Origin of the sequence: Enterobacter sp. BIGb0383 (assembly GCF_003751845.1) — a bacterium.
Lineage (GTDB): Bacteria > Pseudomonadota > Gammaproteobacteria > Enterobacterales > Enterobacteriaceae > BIGb0383.
In genome coordinates this window covers 135,500-156,188 of record NZ_RJKQ01000005.1, presented here as the reverse complement: position 1 = coordinate 156,188, position 20,689 = coordinate 135,500, and the positions used below count along the sequence as shown (strand labels likewise).

The 20,689-nt window shown below is 57.9% G+C and carries 23 protein-coding genes and 1 other RNA gene; 12 read left to right on the top strand and 12 right to left on the bottom strand.

What is annotated here, in order from left to right; translation table 11 throughout:
• The first annotated feature begins 19 nt into the window (after nt 1-19).
• Complete coding sequence (gene amtB / locus EDF81_RS20785; RefSeq protein WP_123350065.1) at nt 20-1,306, top strand: ammonium transporter AmtB; 1,287 nt, start codon at nt 20-22, stop codon at nt 1,304-1,306.
• A gap of 66 nt (nt 1,307-1,372) precedes the next feature.
• Here amtB and tesB read toward each other — a convergent pair whose 3' ends face one another.
• Nucleotides 1,373-2,233: an acyl-CoA thioesterase II gene (gene tesB, locus EDF81_RS20780; RefSeq protein WP_123350064.1), complete on the bottom strand. Its 861-nt coding sequence runs from the start codon at nt 2,231-2,233 to the stop codon at nt 1,373-1,375.
• Between the two features lie 217 nt (nt 2,234-2,450).
• Here tesB and EDF81_RS20775 point away from each other — a divergent pair, with 217 nt between their 5' ends.
• On the top strand, nt 2,451-3,023 hold the full coding sequence (locus EDF81_RS20775; protein WP_123350063.1) for a YbaY family lipoprotein: 573 nt from the start codon (nt 2,451-2,453) through the stop codon (nt 3,021-3,023).
• 32 nt (nt 3,024-3,055) lie between these two features.
• On the opposite strand, the gene EDF81_RS20770 is transcribed toward EDF81_RS20775, so the two are convergent.
• Nucleotides 3,056-3,397: an MGMT family protein gene (locus EDF81_RS20770; RefSeq protein ID WP_260232743.1), complete on the bottom strand. Its 342-nt coding sequence runs from the start codon at nt 3,395-3,397 to the stop codon at nt 3,056-3,058.
• Between the two features lie 134 nt (nt 3,398-3,531).
• Here EDF81_RS20770 and ffs point away from each other — a divergent pair.
• The 3 genes from ffs (at nt 3,532) to EDF81_RS20755 (ending at nt 4,350) form a co-directional block, all read left to right on the top strand.
• An RNA gene (gene ffs / locus EDF81_RS20765) (signal recognition particle sRNA small type) lies at nt 3,532-3,628 on the top strand.
• A gap of 258 nt (nt 3,629-3,886) precedes the next feature.
• Entirely contained in the window at nt 3,887-4,138 is a 252-nt protein-coding gene (locus tag EDF81_RS20760) for a hypothetical protein (protein WP_123350061.1), read from the top strand.
• Nucleotides 4,135-4,350 (top strand): hypothetical protein, encoded by a 216-nt coding sequence (locus EDF81_RS20755; protein WP_123350060.1) that lies wholly within the window; start codon nt 4,135-4,137, stop codon nt 4,348-4,350. The genes EDF81_RS20760 and EDF81_RS20755 overlap by 4 nt, the downstream gene beginning before the upstream one ends.
• Before the next feature lie 136 nt (nt 4,351-4,486).
• Here the strand turns inward: EDF81_RS20755 and EDF81_RS20750 are convergent, their stop codons facing one another.
• Nucleotides 4,487-5,911 (bottom strand): PLP-dependent aminotransferase family protein, encoded by a 1,425-nt coding sequence (locus tag EDF81_RS20750; RefSeq protein WP_123350059.1) that lies wholly within the window; start codon nt 5,909-5,911, stop codon nt 4,487-4,489.
• 91 nt (nt 5,912-6,002) lie between these two features.
• Between EDF81_RS20750 and EDF81_RS20745 the strand changes: the two genes are divergently transcribed.
• The 4 genes from EDF81_RS20745 (at nt 6,003) to EDF81_RS20730 (ending at nt 11,733) form a co-directional block, all read left to right on the top strand.
• Nucleotides 6,003-6,617 (top strand): YitT family protein, encoded by a 615-nt coding sequence (locus EDF81_RS20745; protein ID WP_123350058.1) that lies wholly within the window; start codon nt 6,003-6,005, stop codon nt 6,615-6,617.
• Between the two features lie 74 nt (nt 6,618-6,691).
• Complete coding sequence (locus tag EDF81_RS20740) at nt 6,692-7,774, top strand: LacI family DNA-binding transcriptional regulator (RefSeq protein WP_123350057.1); 1,083 nt, start codon at nt 6,692-6,694, stop codon at nt 7,772-7,774.
• A 100-nt stretch (nt 7,775-7,874) separates the two neighbouring features.
• Nucleotides 7,875-10,961, top strand: a complete 3,087-nt coding sequence (locus EDF81_RS20735) for a beta-galactosidase (protein WP_123350056.1) — start codon at nt 7,875-7,877, stop codon at nt 10,959-10,961.
• 55 nt (nt 10,962-11,016) lie between these two features.
• On the top strand, nt 11,017-11,733 hold the full coding sequence (locus EDF81_RS20730) for a GntR family transcriptional regulator (RefSeq protein ID WP_123350055.1): 717 nt from the start codon (nt 11,017-11,019) through the stop codon (nt 11,731-11,733).
• Here EDF81_RS20730 and EDF81_RS20725 read toward each other — a convergent pair whose 3' ends face one another.
• Nucleotides 11,734-12,933: an enolase C-terminal domain-like protein gene (locus tag EDF81_RS20725; RefSeq protein WP_123350054.1), complete on the bottom strand. Its 1,200-nt coding sequence runs from the start codon at nt 12,931-12,933 to the stop codon at nt 11,734-11,736.
• Nucleotides 12,934-13,214: 281 nt separating this feature from the next.
• On the opposite strand from EDF81_RS20725, the gene EDF81_RS20720 reads away from it, so the two are divergent.
• On the top strand, nt 13,215-14,588 hold the full coding sequence (locus EDF81_RS20720; RefSeq protein ID WP_123350053.1) for a PTS transporter subunit EIIC: 1,374 nt from the start codon (nt 13,215-13,217) through the stop codon (nt 14,586-14,588).
• A gap of 5 nt (nt 14,589-14,593) precedes the next feature.
• On the opposite strand, the gene EDF81_RS20715 is transcribed toward EDF81_RS20720, so the two are convergent.
• From EDF81_RS20715 to EDF81_RS20700, 4 genes are read right to left on the bottom strand one after another with little or no spacing between them, the layout of a single operon-like run.
• Complete coding sequence (locus EDF81_RS20715; RefSeq protein ID WP_184999562.1) at nt 14,594-15,253, bottom strand: methionine ABC transporter permease; 660 nt, start codon at nt 15,251-15,253, stop codon at nt 14,594-14,596.
• The gene (locus tag EDF81_RS20710; protein ID WP_123350051.1) at nt 15,250-16,041 is read right to left on the bottom strand and encodes a methionine ABC transporter ATP-binding protein; all 792 of its coding nucleotides are present in this window, start codon (nt 16,039-16,041) and stop codon (nt 15,250-15,252) included. The genes EDF81_RS20715 and EDF81_RS20710 overlap by 4 nt, the downstream gene beginning before the upstream one ends.
• Nucleotides 16,038-16,847 (bottom strand): MetQ/NlpA family ABC transporter substrate-binding protein, encoded by an 810-nt coding sequence (locus EDF81_RS20705; RefSeq protein WP_123350050.1) that lies wholly within the window; start codon nt 16,845-16,847, stop codon nt 16,038-16,040. Before EDF81_RS20705 ends, EDF81_RS20710 begins: the two co-directional genes overlap by 4 nt.
• A 29-nt stretch (nt 16,848-16,876) precedes the next feature.
• On the bottom strand, nt 16,877-17,905 hold the full coding sequence (locus EDF81_RS20700) for an isopenicillin N synthase family oxygenase (RefSeq protein WP_123350049.1): 1,029 nt from the start codon (nt 17,903-17,905) through the stop codon (nt 16,877-16,879).
• Nucleotides 17,906-18,169: 264 nt separating this feature from the next.
• Here EDF81_RS20700 and EDF81_RS20695 point away from each other — a divergent pair, with 264 nt between their 5' ends.
• Both EDF81_RS20695 and ykgO read left to right on the top strand, forming a co-directional pair.
• On the top strand, nt 18,170-18,430 hold the full coding sequence (locus EDF81_RS20695; protein WP_123350048.1) for a type B 50S ribosomal protein L31: 261 nt from the start codon (nt 18,170-18,172) through the stop codon (nt 18,428-18,430).
• A gap of 2 nt (nt 18,431-18,432) precedes the next feature.
• The gene (gene ykgO, locus EDF81_RS20690; protein WP_003859006.1) at nt 18,433-18,573 is read left to right on the top strand and encodes a type B 50S ribosomal protein L36; all 141 of its coding nucleotides are present in this window, start codon (nt 18,433-18,435) and stop codon (nt 18,571-18,573) included.
• Here ykgO and EDF81_RS20685 read toward each other — a convergent pair whose 3' ends face one another.
• From EDF81_RS20685 to tomB, 4 genes are all read right to left on the bottom strand, one after another.
• Nucleotides 18,574-19,287: a GNAT family N-acetyltransferase gene (locus EDF81_RS20685; protein ID WP_123350047.1), complete on the bottom strand. Its 714-nt coding sequence runs from the start codon at nt 19,285-19,287 to the stop codon at nt 18,574-18,576.
• Nucleotides 19,287-19,754 (bottom strand): YlaC family protein, encoded by a 468-nt coding sequence (locus EDF81_RS20680; RefSeq protein WP_123350046.1) that lies wholly within the window; start codon nt 19,752-19,754, stop codon nt 19,287-19,289. Before EDF81_RS20680 ends, EDF81_RS20685 begins: the two co-directional genes overlap by 1 nt.
• Before the next feature lie 180 nt (nt 19,755-19,934).
• Nucleotides 19,935-20,153, bottom strand: coding sequence for an HHA domain-containing protein (locus tag EDF81_RS20675; RefSeq protein ID WP_123350045.1), 219 nt, complete (start codon nt 20,151-20,153; stop codon nt 19,935-19,937).
• Between the two features lie 25 nt (nt 20,154-20,178).
• Nucleotides 20,179-20,553 (bottom strand): Hha toxicity modulator TomB, encoded by a 375-nt coding sequence (gene tomB / locus EDF81_RS20670; RefSeq protein WP_123350044.1) that lies wholly within the window; start codon nt 20,551-20,553, stop codon nt 20,179-20,181.
• Between the last annotated feature and the right edge of the window lie 136 nt (nt 20,554-20,689).

The following is a 20,689-nucleotide window of genomic DNA, read 5'->3' as shown; positions in this document are numbered from 1 at the left end:
AGTGATGGGGATGGAAAAGATGAAGATAGCAACAATTAAAACAACACTGGCTTCACTGGCGCTGCTGCCGGGCCTGGCCATGGCCGCACCTGCCGTGGCCGATAAAGCCGATAACGCCTTTATGATGATCTGCACCGCGCTGGTGCTGTTTATGACCGTCCCGGGGATTGCGCTGTTCTACGGTGGCCTGATCCGCGGCAAAAACGTCCTCTCCATGCTGACGCAGGTCGCGGTGACCTTTGCGCTGGTCTGTATCCTGTGGGTGGTGTACGGCTACTCGCTGGCCTTCGGTGAAGGCAACAACTTCTTCGGCAGCTTTAACTGGGCGATGCTGAAAAACATTGAGCTGACGGCGGTGACCGGTAGCTTCTATCAGTATATCCACGTGGCCTTCCAGGGCTCGTTCGCGGCGATTACCGTCGGCCTTATTGTCGGTGCGCTGGCCGAGCGTATTCGCTTCTCCGCGGTCCTGATCTTCGTGGTGGTGTGGATGACTCTCTCCTATGTGCCTATCGCACATATGGTATGGGGCGGTGGCCTGCTGGCTTCCCACGGCGCGATGGACTTTGCGGGGGGGACCGTTGTACACATCAACGCCGCCGTGGCGGGTCTGGTGGGTGCTTACCTGATGGGCAAACGCGTGGGCTTCGGCAAAGAAGCCTTCAAACCGCATAACCTGCCGATGGTCTTTACCGGCACGGCGATCCTCTATATCGGCTGGTTTGGCTTTAACGCCGGCTCTGCGGGTTCTGCAAACGAAATCGCCGCGCTGGCATTCGTTAACACCGTGGTCGCGACCGCTGCCGCTATCCTGGCCTGGGTCTTCGGCGAGTGGGTTGTTCGCGGCAAGCCGTCCTTACTGGGTGCGTGCTCCGGTGCTATCGCGGGTCTGGTGGGTATTACTCCGGCCTGTGGCTATGTTGGTGTGGGTGGCGCAATGCTTATCGGTCTGGCTGCGGGTCTGGCCGGTCTGTGGGGTGTTACCGCGCTGAAACGCTGGCTGCGCGTTGATGACCCGTGCGATGTCTTCGGTGTGCACGGCGTGTGCGGTATCGTCGGCTGCGTGCTGACCGCTATCTTCGCGTCAACGTCGCTGGGCGGCGTGGGCTATGCGGAAGGCGTGACCATGGGCCATCAGCTGCTGGTTCAGCTGGAGAGTATCGGCCTCACCGCCGTCTGGTCCGCCGTTGTCGCTTACGTTGGCTTTAAACTGGCTGATATCACCGTCGGTCTGCGCGTGCCGGAAGAGCAGGAGCGCGAAGGTCTGGACGTCAACAGCCACGGCGAGAACGCCTACAACGCCTGATTTTTTGAGTGGTCTCCATAAGCAGCAAAGCCTCCCACGGGAGGCTTTTTTACATTCTGCGTCTTATCAACTGCGATTACGCATTACGCCTTCCTGCACGGTAGAAGCAACCAGTACGCCGTCCTGAGTATAAAACTCGCCGCGCACAAAGCCGCGTGCGCTGGAGGCTGAGGTGCTCTCCACGCTGTAGAGCAGCCACTCGTTCATATCAAACGGGCGGTGGAACCACATCGAGTGATCGATAGTGGCGACCTGCATCCCCGGTTCGAGGAAGCCGACGCCGTGGGGCTGTAGCGCCACCGGGAGGAAGTTAAAGTCGGAGGCGTAGCCCAGCAGATACTGATGAACCCGCAGATCTTCCGGCATCTGCCCGTTGGCGCGGATCCATACCTGGCGGGCCGGTTCAGCCGTATGGCCTTTCATCGGGTTATGGAACTCGACCGGGCGGATCTCCAGCGGCTTATCGCTGAGGAATTTTTCCCGCACCGTCGGCGGCAGCAGATGCGCCAGGGCGCGGGCAATATCGGTTTCAGACTTCAGATTGTCCGGCGCGGGGGCTGCGGGCATCGCTTTCTGATGTTCATACCCGGTTTCAGCCGCCTGGAAAGACGCCGTCATATAGAAAATGGGCTTGCCGTTCTGAACGGCGGCCACGCGGCGGGCACTAAAGCTGTTGCCGTCGCGCAGCACTTCTACGTCATAGACGATGGGCTTCTGGCTGTCGCCGGGGCGCAGAAAGTAGCTGTGAAAAGAGTGAACAAAGCGCTCTGCGGGCACGGTTTCCTTCGCCGCGTACAGCGCCTGACCCACCACCTGGCCACCAAAGACCTGGCGTAAACCCAGATCCTCACTCTGGCCGCGGAATAATCCCTCTTCGATTTTCTCCAGGTTTAACAACGTCAGCAGATTATTTAATGCCTGGCTCATAGATGTCCTCATTATGATAAAACCGCAGCGGCGGGGGATACAGGCTGATTATAACCCAGAATTGCAAGTGGTCCGATGGGTGCAATAATCTGAATAACGGGGCATTTACAGGCCATTATAAAAGATCTGTGCCAGACTTATGCTCGTTAATACAGTGTTGACCACTCACTCTGGTGGGCGATGTCTCACTGGTGCATAGATGATAAGGAGAACGCCAATGAAATTCGTGCACATGTTTAGTGGTTTAGCGATGGCGGTTGCGCTGGCGGCCTGCGCCGATAAAAGTGCAGATATCCAGACGCCCGCGCCAAACCCGAATGCCTCTGCGTCGGCGACTCAGCCTGTTATTCAGCAACCTAACGTGTCCGGTACGGTGTGGATCCGCCAGAAAGTCGCTCTGCCGCCGGATGCCGTTTTAACCGTCACGATCTCTGACGCGTCGCTTGCCGATGCGCCATCGAAAGTGATTGCCCAGCGCGCCGTGCGTACCGAAGGGAAACAGGCGCCGTTCAGCTTTGAGCTGCCGTTTGACCCGAAGGATATTCAGCCTAACGCGCGTATCCTGCTGAGTGCGGCGATTACCGTCAATGATAAGCTGGTCTTTATCACCGATGCCGTGAAACCGGTGATTAATCAAGGCGGCACCAAAGCCGATCTGACCCTGGTTCCGGTTCCGCAGACGGCGGTCCCGGTGCAGCAAAGCGGTGGGGCGGCGACGACCGTTCCGGCGACCTCGCCAACGCAGGTCAGCCCGTCATCGGCAACCCCGGCCCCGACGCAGATGCCTTAAACCATGATAACCGCCCGCAAGGGCGGTTTTTTCTAGTACACCCAGCGATAGCGCTGAAGATCGATCTCGCCTTTCCCCGACACCTGCACACCTTCCGCCAGCAACGCCTGGCGCTGACGCTGTAAATCCGGCCCGCTCAGCGAAATCGCGCCGTGACGATTCACTACCCGATACCAGGGCAGGGTGCTGCCTTCCGGCAGACGTTTAAGCACGCCGCCCACCTGCCGCGCCGCACGCGGTGAACCCGCCAGTCGCGCCACGTCGCCGTAGGTGGTGACATAGCCTTCAGGTATAGAGGCGACAATTTGCCACACGCGCTGGGGGAATGAGTCGTGAGATTCCATAATGTTCCTTCCCGGTAGAAGTGGCAGCATAGTCGGCCCGACGGGCGCTGTGAAGAGGGTATTGTGCAAGAAACCATCGACCGGTCGTCGATGGCTTGCAATTGAGGGATACACCACGGATAATGCGACCGCGCGTTGGTTAACAACGCTCTCAATGGGGGCCCTGTTGGTTCTCCCGCAACGCTACTCTGTTCACCAGGTCAGGTCCGGAAGGAAGCAGCCAGGGCAGATGACGTGTGTGCCGGGATGTAGCTGGCAGGGCCCCCACCCAATTCTGGCTTTACCTCCTCTCTTTTTCTTTTATCCCGCTGCTTAAATACCTTCTTAAATTGTGGTTATTATTCTCTGTACAATATATTGTCATTAAAATGAAATATTATTGTCATTATTCTGTCATGTTGTGGTGACACACTCGAAATGCGATTCTGTGCCCGTTATGTTTTTTAAAATATATCGCTGGATCAGGCTGTTAACTTCGTGTATTAATTAAAGGGTTAATTCACAAGGGAAGCGCTAAATATGGCCACTGTGGTATTGAATGTTAAAATCGACGAAGTGCTGAAAGAGAAACTTCGTCAGTATGCGGAAGTGAATAACGAGAACCTGGGCACGACAACAGAGAAACTGCTGCTGATTGCATTTGATGCAGTGGACGAGGCGGGAGTATCGGAAGAAGACGTTGACAGTCAGCATACGGAAGAAGAAGTCGTTTCGCCTTTTACTCCTAAAGAGATCAAAGCATTACGCAAGATTCTGAAGAAGAAAAAATGAAACAGACACCCTCAACAGCCTGTAACTACGGCGAAGCCTGTGACCTGCTGCGATCGGGCTATGTAAAACAAGTTCGACTCAAGTGGAATATCGGCAGCGATGAATTTTTTCGTATCGCCTCCGACTGGTGTGATACCGGTGCGAAAATAAAAAAAGACGGGGATGAGTTTGTTATATCCCTGAAGGGTTTTGCGATCCCCCGTCAGGCGTAATTGTTTTTTCATCGCTGCGTCATCAAAATATCATGCAGTAATGTGATGATGCTCAAAAATAAGAAAGACACTACACCATCTCATGTGCTTCATGGACGATTGTTGCGACGAGCCTTTACGGCTCGTCGATATTTTCTCAGATAATTTTTCGCTCTCTGCCGCTCGACGGCTGATCCATCAACGACTGCCACAGTGGTTGTAGCGTGCTGAATGCCGCACGCAGATCCGTATCCTCCAGACTAAACGGAATGCGCAGGTTGCGCTCGAATGCGCCAGCCAGACCAAACCGCGTACCGGTTCCCAGATGAATGCCCACCGTTTCCGCCCTGGCGGCAAAGCGCGTTGCCAGCCTGTCAGGCAAATCCACCCAGAATGATAAGCCGCCTTCCGGCGTGACGAAGTGCCATTCCGGGAAAAATTGCTGCATCAGAGAGGCGCACATCTCCCGACGCGTGGCCAGCATCTGGCGACGAGCGGGGAGAAAATTTTCCGCCTGTTCAAGCAGCCAGAGCGTCGCCAGTTGCTCAAGCAGCGGCGTGCCTAAATCCAGGGTATCGCGGGTTTGTACCAGCGTTGCGAGAGTGCGGGTCGAGGCGCGGATCCAGCCCAGCCGCAAACCACCCCAGAAACTTTTTCCGGTTGAGCCCAGAGTGATAACCGGTGCTTCGCTGTTAAAGGCCGCCAGCGGCGGCGGCGGCGGGGCGTCGTACCAGAGATCGACCATGGTTTCGTCCACCACCAGCGTGGTGCGGGTGCGGGCGGCGATATCGGCGATAGCCTGCCTTGTTGCGATATCCATACAGCGCCCGGTCGGGTTATGAAAATCGGGCATCAGATACGCCAGACGGGGAGCCGTCTGGGCGATGGTCGCCGCCAGCCCATCCGTATCCCAGCCATTTTCCGGAAGCGTTACGCCAACCGGGCGGCAGGACGCGCCCTGAATAGCGGCAATGGCCAGCGGGTAGGTCGGCGTATCCACCACGACCCGGTCGCCGGGACCGGTGAGCTGGCGCAGGACCAGGGCGAGGCCGCTGACCGCGCCGTTTACCACCATGATCTCTTCCGCTTTCGTGGGCAGCCCCCGGTCGCGATAGCGCCTGGCAATCGCCTCCCGCAGCGCCGGCAGACCCTGCTGATCGTAGCCGGTACTGCCGAGGTGCTGCGGTAATAGCGTCAGGGCATGCTGATAGGCGTGGTGGATCTCCGGCCCGGCACCGAGTGCGGCGGTGGAGAGATCCAGCGCGGTCGCTGCGGTGGTGCGGGTCGGCACGGTGCGGCTGTTTTCCGGCAGCACCACCCAGGAGCCGCTTCCCTGGCGGCTGGCGAGATACCCTTCCTCCCGCAGCTGTGCCAGGGCGCTGGCGATGGTGGTCCGGCTAACCTCAAGCGCCGAGGCCAGTTCCCGCTCGCCGGGCAGGCGACTGTCCAGCGCCAGTCGACCATCAAGAATAAGCAGACGCAGGGCGAGAGCCAGCTGCCGCCAGAGCGGGGTGCGGGAAGGGCTCTCCTGCCAGCGGCCAAGCAGGCGCGCCAGCGACTGAGTTGCGGTACGGCGTGACATATTAGCAGTCCACTTTTTAAAAACTGGTCATTAATTATGGTGCCATTTTTAGTGATGATGACGCAACACTCCTGCTTCAGAGGTTTTTTTAATGCTGCGTCGCCTGCTGCAACTTTATATTGGCCTGAGCCTTTACGGTGTATCGACCGCCATGTTTGTGCGTGCCGATCTGGGGGCCGATCCGTGGAACGTTTTCCACCTGGGGGCTGCTGCCCTGCTGTCGATGAATATTGGCATTGTGATTATCGCGACCGGCGTGCTGGTACTGCTGCTGTGGATCCCGCTGCGTCAGCGGCCAGGGCTGGGGACGATCAGTAATGTGTTTGCCATCGGGCTTGCGGCAGATGCCACGCTTGCGCTTTTACCGCCCGTTGAATCCCTGCTGGCCCGTAGCGTGCTTCTGGTTGCGGCCGTGGTGGTCAACGCCCTGGCAACCGGTCTGTATATCGGGGCTGGATTCGGGGCCGGACCGCGTGACGGTCTGATGACCGGGGTTCACGCTCGTACCGGCTGGCCCGTGCGGAGGATCCGCACCACTATTGAAGTGAGTGTGCTGCTGGTCGGCTGGCTGCTCGGCGGGGTGGTTGGCCCCGGGACGGTGCTTTATGCCCTGGCGATTGGTCCGCTGATTCAGATCTGCCTGCCGTGGTTCAGTACGCGGTCCGTAGTAAAGCCTCTCGCTGAAAAAGCGCAGGCAACGGGCTAAATTGCGAAGCGCTCACGGTCAGCGATAAAACTTTAAGGTACACTTACCGGGTTTCTTATCGCTGACCGGATCTTATGAAAGCCATTACGCTGTATGACGTGGCCCGCCTGGCGGGCGTTTCCTACCAGACCGTTTCTCGGGTGATCAACGAGGCCGAGCACGTTTCATCCCGTACCCGGGAAAAGGTGCTGCAGGCGATGGCGGAACTGAATTATGTGCCCAACCGTGGCGCACAGCAGCTGGCGGGTAAACGCACCCTCTCTCTGGGATTGATGACCGCCGACCTTGCCCTGCACGCTCCCTCGCAAATTGCTTCCTCCGTCAAATCCCGCGCCAGCAAGGCCGGTTTTGCCGTGCTGATCTCGATGGTGGAAAACAATAGCGAAGCGGCCTGCCTGCTGGCATTGCAGGAGCTGCTTGCCCAGCGCGTCAGCGGCCTGCTGATCAACGTTCCGCTGGAGGACGCTCAGGCCGAACGCCTGGCCGCACTGGCCGCGCCGCTTCCGGTGCTATTTCTGGATGTCAGCCCGACGGCGGCGGTGAATAGCCTGGTCTTTGATGCGGAGCAGGGCGCACGGCTGAGCGTTGAGCACCTGCTGGCGCTCGGTCGTCGACGCATTGCGCTGCTGGGCGGTCCGGAAAGTTCCGTCTCGGCGCGAGCGCGTTTTTCCGGCTGGCTGCATCATCTGGCCCGGGCCGGTCTGACGCCGTCTGGCGCGGAGCAGGGCGACTGGAGCGCGGCATCGGGCTTTGAAAAGGCGCACCGTCTGCTGGCCGACAGCGAGTGGCCGGATGCCATACTGGTGGCAAACGATCAGATGGCGCTCGGCGTGCTGCGGGCCTGCGCGGCGAAAGGCATTGCCGTCCCGACGCAGCTCTCGGTCATTGGCTATGATGACACCACCGACAGCGCCTGGTTTACGCCGCCGCTGACCACGGTGCGCCAGGCGTTTAAGGATGCCGGGCAGCAGAGCGTTGAGTGGCTGGAAGCGCGGTTAAAAAGCGACGCAGAGGATCTGAGCCGCAGGCAGCTGGCGGTGACCCTGGTGACGCGTGGATCTACCGCCCGCGTTGACGAGGCCGCTGCGGCCAGCGAGACGCTGGCCCGACTGCAGGCGCTGGCGACCGCCGCTCTGCGTCTGACGGGACGCGAATAGTTTGTGATCCCTCTCGCTTCTTCTTGTCAGGGGACTTTACCGTCCCCGAATAACGGTGCACTGTGATACCAAATTGTGAGCGCTTCACATAGAGGTTAATATGAATCCGAAATCTGCCCTGACCTTAGATGCCCTGATCGCCCGCCGCGACTGGGAGAACCCCGTCGTTACCGGCTGCAACCGCCTGCCGGCCCATGCGCCGATGCACAGCTGGCGCGATCCTAAACTCGCGCGCGACGAGGGTGAATCTTCCAGCCAGCGTTCGCTGAACGGCGAGTGGCGCTTTCAGCTGTACGCTTCGCCTGAAGCGGTTCCGGCGAACTGGCTGACGGAGCAGAGCGATGGGGAGGTGACGATACCCGTACCGTCGAACTGGCAGATGCACGGCTTCGATACGCCCATCTATACCAACGTGACCTATCCTATCCCGGTCACGCCGCCGACGGTTCCGGCAGAAAACCCGACCGGTTGTTACTCGCTCACATTTGATGTGGACAGCAAGTGGCTTGCCAGCGGGCAGACGCGAATTGTCTTTGAGGGGGTGAACTCGGCGTTTTATCTCTGGTGTAACGGAGAGTGGATCGGCTACTCCCAGGACAGCCGCCTGCCCGCCGAGTTTGACCTCAGCGCAATACTGAAGCCGGGTGACAACGAACTGAAAGTGATGGTGCTGCGCTGGTGTGACGGGAGCTACCTGGAAGATCAGGACATGTGGCGGATGAGCGGGATCTTCCGCGACGTGCGGCTGCAGCATAAACCGGCTACGCGTATTGCCGACTATATTATGAAGCCGACGCTGAATAGCGAATTCAGCCACGGTACTCTGGCGGCAGAGGTGACCCTGGAGGGCAAAGCCTTTGCCGACGCGCAGGTTGAGCTTTCCCTGTGGCGCGACGGACAGATGCTGGGCAACGTCAGCGGCAAGGCGGGCAGCGACATTATCGACGAGCGGGGAAGCTGGGCCGAGCGCCTGACGTTAACCCTGCCGGTGCCGCACCCTGCGCTGTGGAGTGCCGAGATCCCGAATCTCTATCGTGCTGTGCTGGTCCTGCGCACGGCAAGCGGCCAGGTGCTGGAAAGTGAAGCCTGCGACATCGGTTTCCGCCACGTGGAGATCAGCAACGGGCTGCTGAAAGTGAACGGCAGAGCGCTGTTAATTCGCGGGGTTAATCGCCACGAGCATCATCCTGAAACCGGGCAGACGGTGGATGAAGCCACTATGCGCCGCGACATCGAGCTGATGAAGCAGCATAACTTTAACGCCGTGCGCTGCTCCCACTATCCGAACCATCCTCTGTGGTACAAACTTTGCGACCACTACGGTCTGTACGTGGTGGACGAGGCCAATATTGAAACCCACGGTATGGTGCCGATGCGTCGTCTTTCCGACGATCCGCGCTGGCTCCCGGCGATGAGCGAGCGCGTGACCCGCATGGTGGCCCGCGACCGCAACCATCCGTCGATTATTATCTGGTCCCTGGGCAATGAGTCCGGCCACGGCGCCAGCCATGACGCGCTCTATCGCTGGCTGAAAACCACCGATCCGTCGCGCCCGGTACAGTACGAAGGCGGCGGGGCCAACAGCGCCGCGACGGATATCGTCTGCCCGATGTACGCTCGCGTGGACCAGGACCAGCCGTTCCCGGCGGTGCCGAAATGGTCGATCAAAAAGTGGATCGGCATGCCGGATGAAACCCGGCCTCTCATCCTCTGCGAATATGCCCATGCGATGGGCAACAGCTTCGGCGGCTTTGCCAAATACTGGCAGGCGTTCCGCGAGTTTCCGCGCCTGCAGGGCGGGTTTGTCTGGGACTGGGTCGATCAGGCCCTGAGCAAAACCGATGAAAACGGCGAGCGTTTCTGGGCCTACGGCGGCGACTTCGGCGATACGCCGAACGACCGTCAGTTCTGTATGAACGGGCTTGTCTTCCCGGACCGCACGCCGCACCCCACGCTGTATGAAGCCCAGCGTGCGCAGCAGTTCTTCCAGTTCCGCCTGGTGAGTACCGCGCCGCTGGTGATTGAGGCGACCAGCGAATACCTGTTCCGCCGCAGCGACAACGAAAAACTGCGCTGGACCATCGCCCGCGACGGCAAGCTGCTGGCCGAAGGTGAATGCAGTCTGGAAATTGCCCCGCAGGGTTCTCAGCGTATTGAGATAACCATACCGGTGCTGGATGCGCTGCCGGGCGAAGTCTGGCTTAGCGTCGGCGTCTGGCAGCCGCAGGCAACGTCCTGGTCTCCGGCCGGGCATCTCTGCGCCTGGGATCAATGGCGCTTACCGGCGCCGCTGGCGATTGTGATCCCTGATGCGCCCGCCGGGCAGGCGCAGCTGGAGACCTACGACACGCACTACGATATTGTTCACGATAATCAGCGCTGGCAGTTCAGCCGCACCAGCGGCGAGCTGGAGCAGTGGTGGCGCGATGGGCAGCCGACGCTGCTGAGCCCGCTGCGGGACAGTTTTACCCGTGCGCCAATTGATAACGACATTGGCGTCAGCGAAGTGACCCGGATCGATCCCAACGCCTGGGTTGAACGCTGGAAAGCGGCGGGCATGTACGAGATGACCTCGCGCCTGCTGCGCTGTGAGGCGATAGCGCAGGGTACGGATGTGCTGATCAACACGCTGCACGCCTGGGAGGCGCAGGGTGAAACCCTGTTCCTGAGCGACAAGCGCTGGCGTATCGACGGTGATGGGATCCTGCATGTGGAGGTCGAGGTACAGGTTGCCACCACCGCCCCGTCTCCCGGACGTATCGGCCTGAGCTGCCAGCTGCGCGACATCGCGCCGACGGCAAGCTGGCTGGGACTGGGTCCGCATGAAAACTATCCCGACCGTAAGCTGGCCGCCCGTCAGGGACGCTGGACCCTGCCGCTGGAGGCGCTGCATACGGCCTATATCTTCCCGGGTGATAACGGCCTGCGCTGCGACACTCGTGAACTGGATTTCGGGGCTCACCGGCTGCAAGGCCAGTTCCACTTCGCCCTGAGCCGTTACGGCCAGGAACAGCTCCGCCAGACGACTCATCACCATCTTCTGCGTGAGGAGCCGGGCTGCTGGCTTCACCTTGATGGCTTCCATATGGGCCTCGGCGGGGATGACTCCTGGAGCCCAAGCGTGTCGCCCGAATTTCTGCTGAACGAGGAGCGGGTGCGCTACGCCTTTAGCTGGCGACAGGCGTAATCAGGCGGTTCAACTGGTATGCTCTGGTGATAAGCCAACATGCGGTATCTGCCCGATGAAAAAAAGAGAGTTTGTTACCCAGGATCTGCTGAGTAAGATCTACCAGACCAGCGACGCCGGGCCGCGCAAATTGCCGCCCGAACGTCAGCTGGCGGAGGAGTACGGCGTTTCGCGCTTTACCGTCCGTCAGGCGCTGGAGAAGCTGGCGGATATTGGCGTGGTGCGTATCGTGCAGGGGTCGGGGATCTGGATCAACGAGCAGGCGCGTAATAATCCGCTGGTCTACAACTCGATTACTGAAAAACGCTTCGAGCGGATCCGCTCCCGAATGGTCAGCCTGCGCAAGACACGGCCAAACCGCGATGAGCAGCAGATCTTTGGTATGACGGATGAGGAGTTTATCTGGCAGTTTTGTCGGCTGCGTTTTGTTGACGATGAGCCAGTGCAGATTGAAGTATCAAGAATGCCGGTCAATCTGTTTCCCGACCTCAATCAGCAGACGATCGAACGGTCGATCCAGCAGTACGTTCTGGGTAAGGGGTATCAGATTTCCCATATGCTGACCTCGTACCGGGCGGTGAGCGTCAGCCGGGATCAGGCTGAACTGCTGGGCTGTAAAAAGAACAGCCCGGCAATGTATATCAACAACCGCGGGATTCTGGACGGCGGTCAGGTGTATGAGATAAGCGATATTATCGATATCAACTACAGCTGTACCTACATTATCCCGCACAACCGCGATAACCTGGCCTTTCGCCAGAGCGGCGGCTGACTATGGCGTATGGATCGCGCCGTCGGGCAGGCGGCTCTGGGTCCACTCATGCGGGCGATACATCAGCGGGTAGGCCGCGGCCTGCTGCTCATCAAAGCCCACCCCAATACCCGGTTTTTCCGGCGGATAGAGATAGCCATCGTTGACCACCGGCGCGCCGGGGAAGACCGCATCGGTGCTGGCCGAACGCGGAATAAACTCCTGGATGGCAGCATTGTGCAGATGAATATTCAGATGCGTATTCACCGCCACGCCAATCGGCGTCATATCGCCCGGGCCGTGCCAGGCCAGACGCACGCCAAAGGCCTGACAGAGCACCGCCAGCTTCAGCGCTGGGGTGATGCCGCCAATCTGCGACACGTGGCAGCGGATAAAATCGATGCGCCGGTTAACAATCAAATCGTGCCACTCTGCCGGGTTGTTAAACAGCTCGCCCATCGCCAGCGGGACGCTGCTGTGCTGGCGCACCTGCTCAAGCCAGGCGCTCTGCTGCGGCGGCAGAATATCTTCGAGGAAGTAAGGCTGGAACGGCTCAAGCTGTTTCGCCAGTTGCACGGCCTGCTGAGGGAAAAGGCGTTCGTGGACGTCGTGCAGCAGGTGCAGGCGGTAGCCGTATTTCTCACGTAGGGCGCGGAACATCTCTACGGTGTTAGCCATATACTCGTGCTGATCGAACCAGGCGCCCGGCGTCGGGTTCTGCGGCGCATGCAGTTCGGCAGGCGTGCCGCCGTAGAAGCCGAGCTGGCAGCGGATATGGCGATAGCCCTGGGCCAGCAGTCCGTCGACGGAGCTGAAAAGCGCCTCAAGAGTATCGCCGCTGGCGTGGCTGTAGGCGGCGATAGCATCCCGCGATTTGCCGCCCAGCAGCTGGTAGAGCGGCATTCCGGCCAGTTGGCTTTTGATATCCCACAGGGCCATATCGACGCCGGAGATGGCGTTGTTCATCGCCGGGCCGTTACGCCAGTAGGCGTTAACGTTCATCATCTGCCAGAGGTCTTCGATATTATTGGCATCGCGGCCAATCAGCAGCGGCTTCAGATACTCGTCGACCAGGGTTTTGACCGCCAGCGGGCGTTGCTGGAAGGTGGCGCAGCCGTGGCCGACGGTGCCTTTGTTGGTGGTGACGCGCACGGCGACCAGGTTATGCCTGTCGGGGCGGGTAATAAAGCAGGAAACATCGGTAATAAGCGTCGGCTGCACGGCGAAGACTCCTTGCGGCAGGGTAAAAAGAATAGCGGAATGGCAATTATCATCACCTTAAAAACCCGGCAAGGTAAACTCTTTTTTTATTTAAATTTTTTGGTTTGTTATTGGCTTTGTTTTTAATTAAAAACCAGACCAATTATCGTTTTGTGGTGTTTTTTGTGGGCTTTGGGAGGTTGTTTGTGATGGCGATCATGTTTTATTGGTTTGTTTTGTTGTTTCGGTTTCCTTACCATTTATCGCAGTGATTAAAACGACAACAGGCAGCGGGAGTTATTATGGGGACGCAAGAGGCTATCGCCAGTATTATTCGGCTGGTGGGCGGCCAGGACAATATTAATAAAGTCTGGCACTGCATGACGCGGCTGCGTTTTGACCTCGTCGACGACAATAAAGTGGATCAGGGCGAGATTAAAAAGCTGCCTGGCGTCCTGGGCGCGCAGCTGCAAAGTGACCAGTTCCAGATCATTATCGGGCCGAAGGTGAATAGCTGGTATGAACAGCTTTCCTCCCTGCTGGGTCAGGATACGACGGCGGAGAAAGAGACGGGCAAAGGCCGTAAAAGCCTGGTTTCGCTCTTTATGGATACGGTCTCCGGGGTGTTTGGTCCTATCGTGCCCGCGATTGCGGGTGCCGGGATGATCAAAGGCCTGCTGGCCGGGCTGGTCGCGCTACAGGTGGTCTCGCCGAAAAGCGATACGGTGATTGTGATCGACCTGATTGCCAGCGGCGTCTTCTGGTTCCTGCCGTTCTTCCTCGCGGTATCAGCGGCGAAGATCTTTAAAACTAACGAATATCTGGCCGCTGCGCTGGCCGCCTGTCTGATGTATCCGTCGCTGATCGAGGCGGCGAAGGCTCTGGCTGCGCATCAGGAAGGGGCCGTCAGCGTCTTCTGGCTGCTGAATACCATTCCGGTATCGGTGTTTAACTATGGCTCCAGCGTGATCCCGGTGATCTTCTCCGTGCTGGCGCTGAAGTATATCCACCGCTGGGTGGATTCGGTCATGCCGGAAGTGCTGAAGACCGTCTTTACGCCGACGCTGACTCTGTTTATTGGTGCGCTGGCGGCGCTGGTGATTATCGGGCCAATTGGTATCTGGCTGGGTAAAGGGCTGGCGTGGTTTATCGAAGGCCTGTTTGGCATCTCGGCGAGCTTTGCCGGGCTGGTGGTTGGGGCGATTCGTCCGGTGGCGATCCTGACCGGGATGCACCACGCGATGACCCCGATTGCGCTGCAGAACTTCACCGACCGCGGCTACGATATGCTGATGCCGATGATGTGTATGGCCAATATAGCGATTGCCGGTTCGACCTTCGCCATCTGGCGTCTGAGCCGTGACCGTCAGGAACGTACTATTGCCCTGTCGGCCGGTGTCTCTGCGCTGCTGGGGATTACCGAACCGGCGTTGTTTGGCGTCCTGACCCGCTATAAGAAAGCGTTTATTGCGGCCACGATTGCCAGCTCCCTGGCGTCCGCATACATCGCGTTCTTTGGCGTGCGGCTGTATGGCTATATTCTGTCGAGCATCTTCAGCCTGCCCGCGTATATTGGTCCGTACTTCCTCTATGCCGTCAGCGGGATGGCTATCTCGGTTGCGCTGGCGTTTACCCTGACGACGGTGCTGGTTGGCCGCGAACAGTCCGGCAAGTAAGTGATTTACCGGCGGTGCGCCAGACTGCGCACCAGCCGTTCCCCCGACATCTGGACGCCCTGTACCAGGGCGACCAGAATCAGTACGGTGCCGACCATCACCTGATCATTAAAGCGCTGATAACCGTAGCGAATCGCCAGATCTCCCAGCCCACCGCCGCCGATCACCCCGGCCATCGATGAAAAGCCAATCAGCATCACAATCGTCAGCGTGGTTCCCGCCAGCAGCGCGGGCAGAGCTTCCGGTAGCAGCGCTTTACTGATGACGTGCCACGCATTGCCGCCCATCGCCAGAATCGCCTCGCTACGACCCGATTCCACTTCATCCAGCGCGCTTTCCGTCAGGCGGGCAAAGAACGGAAATGCCCCGATAGTGATGGGGACCACCGCGGCGGTGCTGCCCAGCGTGGTGCCGATCAGCAGCCGGGTAAAGGGGATCAGGGCGATCAGCAGGACGATAAACGGCAAAGATCGGCCAAAATTAACCACCGCGCCCAGCGTGGCGTTTACCCGTGGAAGCGGGATCACTCCATCCCGGCGGGAGACAAACAGCAGCACCCCGACCGGCAGGCCAATCAGCACGGTAAACAGCGTCGCCAGTGTGACCATATACAGCGTCTCCAGGGTGCCGTTCAGCAGCAGCGGCCAGAGATCTTCCCAGTTCATGCTACCCCGCATAGCGCTCTCTCCTCGATACCGTGACGCAGCAGAAACTGGCGCTCAACCTCCGGGTTGGGCAGCAGCATTTTACGCAGGCGTGACCAGGGTGTGGTCAGCAGATCGGCGATTTTCCCGTGCTCAATCAGCTCGCCGCTTTCCAGAAGCGCCGCGTGGTCGCACAGGGTTTTGACCACCTCAAGCTGATGCGTGATCAGCACGATAGTCAGGCCAAGCTGGCGGTTAATGTCCGCCAGCAGTGCCAGTACTGAAGCGGTGGTGTCCGGGTCCAGCGCGCTGGTGGCTTCATCACACAGCAGGATATCAGGCCGGGAGGCCAGAGCTCTGGCGATCCCGACCCGCTGTTTCTGCCCGCCGGAAAGCTGGGACGGAAAGGCGCGGGCCTTGTCACTCAGCCCCACCAGATGCAGCAGTTCTTCTACCCGTGCCTGGCGCTCGGCTTTCGGCACGCCGGCGATTTCCAGCGGCACCGCGACGTTATCGGCCACGTTGCGGGCATGAAGCAAATTGAAGTGCTGAAAAATCATGCTGGTCCGGCGACGGTGCGCTTGCAGCCCGGCCTTATCAAGCAGGGTAATGTCTTCATCATCCAGCAGGATACGGCCTGCGCTGGGACGCTCCAGTAAATTCAGACAGCGGATCAGGGTGCTTTTGCCCGCGCCGCTGCGCCCGAGAATACCGTAGACCGCACCTCGCGGGACGGTGAAAGAGACATTGTGCAGCGCCGGTTGGCCGGTTCCGGCATAGGTTTTACTCAGCCCTTCAATCACGATCATGACTGAGGTGCCGCCACCGGAATGACCGAACCGTTGTACTGTTTACGGATAAACTCCGCCACCTGCGGCGAGGTCAGATCCTTTGCCAACTCCTTGATGCGCGGATCGTTAGCCAGATTTGGGTTGGTTACCAGGATATTGGCGTAGGGATTATGGCTGGCGCTCTCAAGCCCCAGCGCATCTTTGGATGGCGTTAGCCCGGCTTCCAGAGCGTAGTTACCGTTGATAACGGCCAGATCGACATCGTCCAGCGAGCGGGGGATCTGCGGGGATTCGATCTCAAGGATTTTCAGGTGCTTCGGATTTTCCGCGATATCCTTCGGCGTGGCCTGAGTGGTGGCCGGATCGGTAAATTTCGCGTCCAGCTTAATCAATCCCTGGCTTTGCAGCAGGAACAGGGCGCGGCTGAGGTTGGTGGCATTATTCGGCACCGCCACGGTGGCATTTTCCGGAATAGCCTTCAGATCCTGGTATTTGCGCGAGTAAATACCCAGCGGTTCGATATGCACGGTGGCGGCCACGGCGAAGGTTTTACCGAGCGCTTTTTCCTGATCCTTCAGATAGGGGACGTGCTGGAAATAGTTAGCATCCACGTCACCATTTGCCAGCAGCTCGTTGGCATTGGCCCCGCTGGTCAGCTCGACGATTTTAATATCCAGTTTAGGATCGATTTTCTTAACAAAATTAAGGATCTCAGCGTGCGGCACCGGATCGGCGGCAATACGCAGAGCTTCAGCATGGGCGCTGCCCAGGGCCAGTGAGAGTGACAGAGCAACCCCTGCCAGAGTGAAAGCGGCATTTTTCATTATGTGATTCCTTTAGTCGTTATTTGGGTTCAGACAATCAGCTGTTCGACGCGCTCGCGCAGGACGTCGCGATAATATTTTTCCGCCACGTCCGGATGGGAGCGCAGGCGGCCCTTCAGGTAGTTCCATCCCACATCACGCAGCAGCGGGTTCTGCGGATCGCTTTCCGGGCCCAGGGCTTCCCGCGCCAGCGCGTCCGGCAGGGCGTAGACTGGCACCACCGCATCCAGCTGTGCGCCGAGGAAAAAGGCGATAGAGAGACGTTCCTGCTGCGCAGGTGGTGAGACTACCCGATGGACGGTGGCGCGCAGATAGCCATTGGTTGCCAGCTCCAGCAGTTCGCCAATATTGACCACAAAGCTGCCCGCCAGCGGGGTGACATCTATCCAGTTGTTCGGGGACACTTCTACCTGCAGACCTTTCTGCTGGTCCTGTAACAGGAAGCTGAGAAAGCCGGAATCTTTATGGGCGCCCACGCCCTGAGCGCTCTGGTCTGGTGCGCGACCGGGGTAGCGGATCAGCTTGATATGCTCGTTCGGCTTATCGCCATAGAGTGTGTCAAACGAATCCGGCGGCAGATTCAGGGATTCGGCAAAGGCGCGCAGCAGCGTAATCGCCATCTCGGTCATCGCCTGCTGCCAGGCGAGCAGGGCAGGCCGGAGCGTGGGCTGAGCATCCGGCCACAGGTTTGGACCCTGCAGACGCTGCCATGAAGGCGCGCTATTTTCCCGCGGCAGCGCCGGACGTTCGGCACCGATATCAAACTGTTCCCGCCAGTCCGGTTGGCCGCGCGTCAGCTCCGAGGCCGCACGGTTATAGCCGCGAAAGTGCGGGGAGTGGATCATTGCCACCTGCTGCTTCTGGTCCGCAGCGAGGGCAAAGAAGTGGCGGGCTTCACGCTGCACGGCCTGCTGGAGCGCATCGTCAATACCGTGGTTGGTGAGATAGAAAAAACCGATATCGCGAGCCGCATGGCGCAGCTGCGTCAGGAAGGCCTGCTTGTCAGCCGGGTTGTGTAACCGGGCGAGATCGAGAATAGGTAGGGTGGTCGCGCTCATCGCTATCTCCGCAAATAAAAGGGTCAGGGTATCGGTTGAGATTCAGGGTTCGGGAGCAACAACAGCGCATCATGATGGTGACCTCTTTGTGGGGGATAAAAACAGAGTGCCGGATTGCGATACATCCGACCAATAACGTTCTTGTCTAATTTATGTTCGCGGCGGGTCATGAGCATTTGCGAAAAATGGATAACGAGAACGACTTGTATTTACGATGGCGCACGAGTAGACTTTTGTTATGTTATAACAATACAGGTTGTTGCCATGAAAGCTAATATCCACCCGCACTACCGTACGGTAGTGTTCCACGACACCGGCGTTGATGAGTACTTTAAGGTTGGGTCGACGATCAAAACGGAGCGCGAGATTGAACTGGAAGGCGTGACGTATCCGTATGTAACGCTGGATGTTTCTTCCGCATCGCACCCTTACTACACCGGCAAGCAGAAGACGTTTTCGAACGAGGGCAGCACCGCCCGTTTCCAGCAGCGCTTTGGCCGCTTTCTTGGCGGTAAGAAGGAGTAATCATGCAGGTACTGAATTCATTACGCAGCGCGAAGCAGCGTCATCCGGACTGTCAGATCGTTAAACGCAAGGGTCGCCTTTACGTGATCTGTAAAAGCAACCCGCGTTTTAAAGCGGTGCAGGGACGTAAGAAGCGTCGTTAATTACGGCTCTGGCGTTTGTCGCCAGCTCTCAAGCGTTCGCTTCTGGCTGCCGTCGGCATGGAAATTGTCGATGGCCAGCCAGTTCTGCAGGGCGCGATCGACCGCGGGCCACTCGCTATCAATAATCGAAAACCAGTCGGTATCACGATTGCGACCTTTCACCACTCTTGCCTGACGAAAACACCCTTCAAACTGAAAGCCGAGCCGCAGTGCAGCGCGACGAGATGGCGCATTCAGGCTGTCACATTTCCATTCGTAGCGGCGATAGCCGAGCGTTTCAAAGGCGTAGCGCATCAGCAGCCACTGGGCCTCCGTCGCCATCGGCGTGCGGCTGAGCAGCGGCGAAAAGTGGACGTGTCCGACTTCCATTACGCCATCTGAAGGTTCAATCCTCATCAGGGCCAGCGATCCGACCGCCTGCCCGCTCTTAATGTCGATCACCGCAAAATGGAGAGGATCGCTATGTGCTTCAGTGCTGGCAACCCACTGTCCATACCCTTCAGCAGTGCTGTCCTGCTCGCGCGGCAGCCATGTCCAGTGACGGGCGTCTTTGGCCTGACTGTGGGCGGCAAAAAGAGCAGGCGCGTGCGCTTTGGTCAGCGGCTCCAGCCGACAGTAGCGACCGCTTAAGGTCACGCGCTGCGGGCGACTGCGCGGTTGCCAGTCGGCCAGAGTGTCACCGACCGGTTGCCCGAACTGATTCTGAGTTGTCATTACGCGGTTTCTGTTTTGGTCAGGGAAAAAACATCGTAAAAAGAGAGTTCACCCTTACGGGCCACCATCTGCTGCAGCTGGGATTTCTGCGATGACTCTACGCGAGGAGAGTGCAGGATTGCCTCAATCAGATGCGGCGGCACGAAGCGGGTGTTGTACCACTCGCCGTTATAACAGACGCGGAGATCCAGCACGTCAATATCGTCGTAGCGATAGCGCGGATAGACGTCAAAGAAGAAGAAGGCGTTGAGCAGCACAAACAGCACCACCAGCAGCCAGACGGAATCCACAAGGGTAGGTGAGACCAGCATAACGGCAAGCGTGGCAAACCAGGCGATATACATACCGACAAACAGACCCGGATGATTACGGATAAAACTGATACTAAAACGCGGTCGGTTATCCCGCTTTTCCAGGCGGTTGATATCGTCGATGGTTTCGCTGAGAAGTCGCTGTATCTCTGTCATTTTGTGCCTTTGCATTCAGTCCCGGGCGGGTAACAGCCTATTTTACGTGCTGGTACACCCGGCGAAAAGTAACAGAAACGTTACTAAAAAGCATAACAGTTTGAAAGCTCAGTAAACATTTTCTTAAACAAAAACACTTACGTGGACCCGTAACAAACCCTGGACAGATGGTGTGAGATATTAACGAATAAACTTCCATACGGAGGTAGGGATCTTGTCGTAAAGCTTATTCATGGTCAATTCTGCAAGACGATGATCGGCAGCTGAATAAAATACAGCCAGTTCATTATCAGGAAGTTCGTATTTATTTTTTTCGATCACGCGTTCCAGGGTATCAATTGACTGACAACGTCTCAGACGCATCAAATAATCGGTTTTGGTTAATGGTGTAGCAGACATATGTTTACCTTAATTTTTAATCATTTTAACAGGACAAGCTGGCGGGATTCTCCCGACTCACGCTTGAGAAACGACGGAAAAGCCGATTGCCGGACTGCCGCCACTTCTGTAAATCCTGCGTATTAATGCCATAGTTGCTGAACAACATAAAGGTGTCGTCCAGGTATTCGTCGATTTGTTCGACAAGGTTATTGTCTTCGTTGTACTTAATTTTATAATTCAGCGCGAAGGTCGCTATGTGTTCAATCAGTTCGTTGAGCTGAAGGTTCATTGCCGAAGTTGGGTCGTTAACCCAGCCGTGGTTGCTCTCTTCAAGATTCGCAAGGCCGTCATGATACAGGCTTTCGCAGATAAATTTAAGCTGCGCGATATCATGCCTTTTTGGTGAGTATTCGTCCATAACGCATCCCCTTCTCGTCGTCATTAAAACTCGCTGAAAACCGCTTTGGGATGGGTACTACTGTTAATACTGACCTGCAACTGTGCACTACTGTTGATAACTATAATCTACTCCGTGCAATATTTCACCGCGCTAT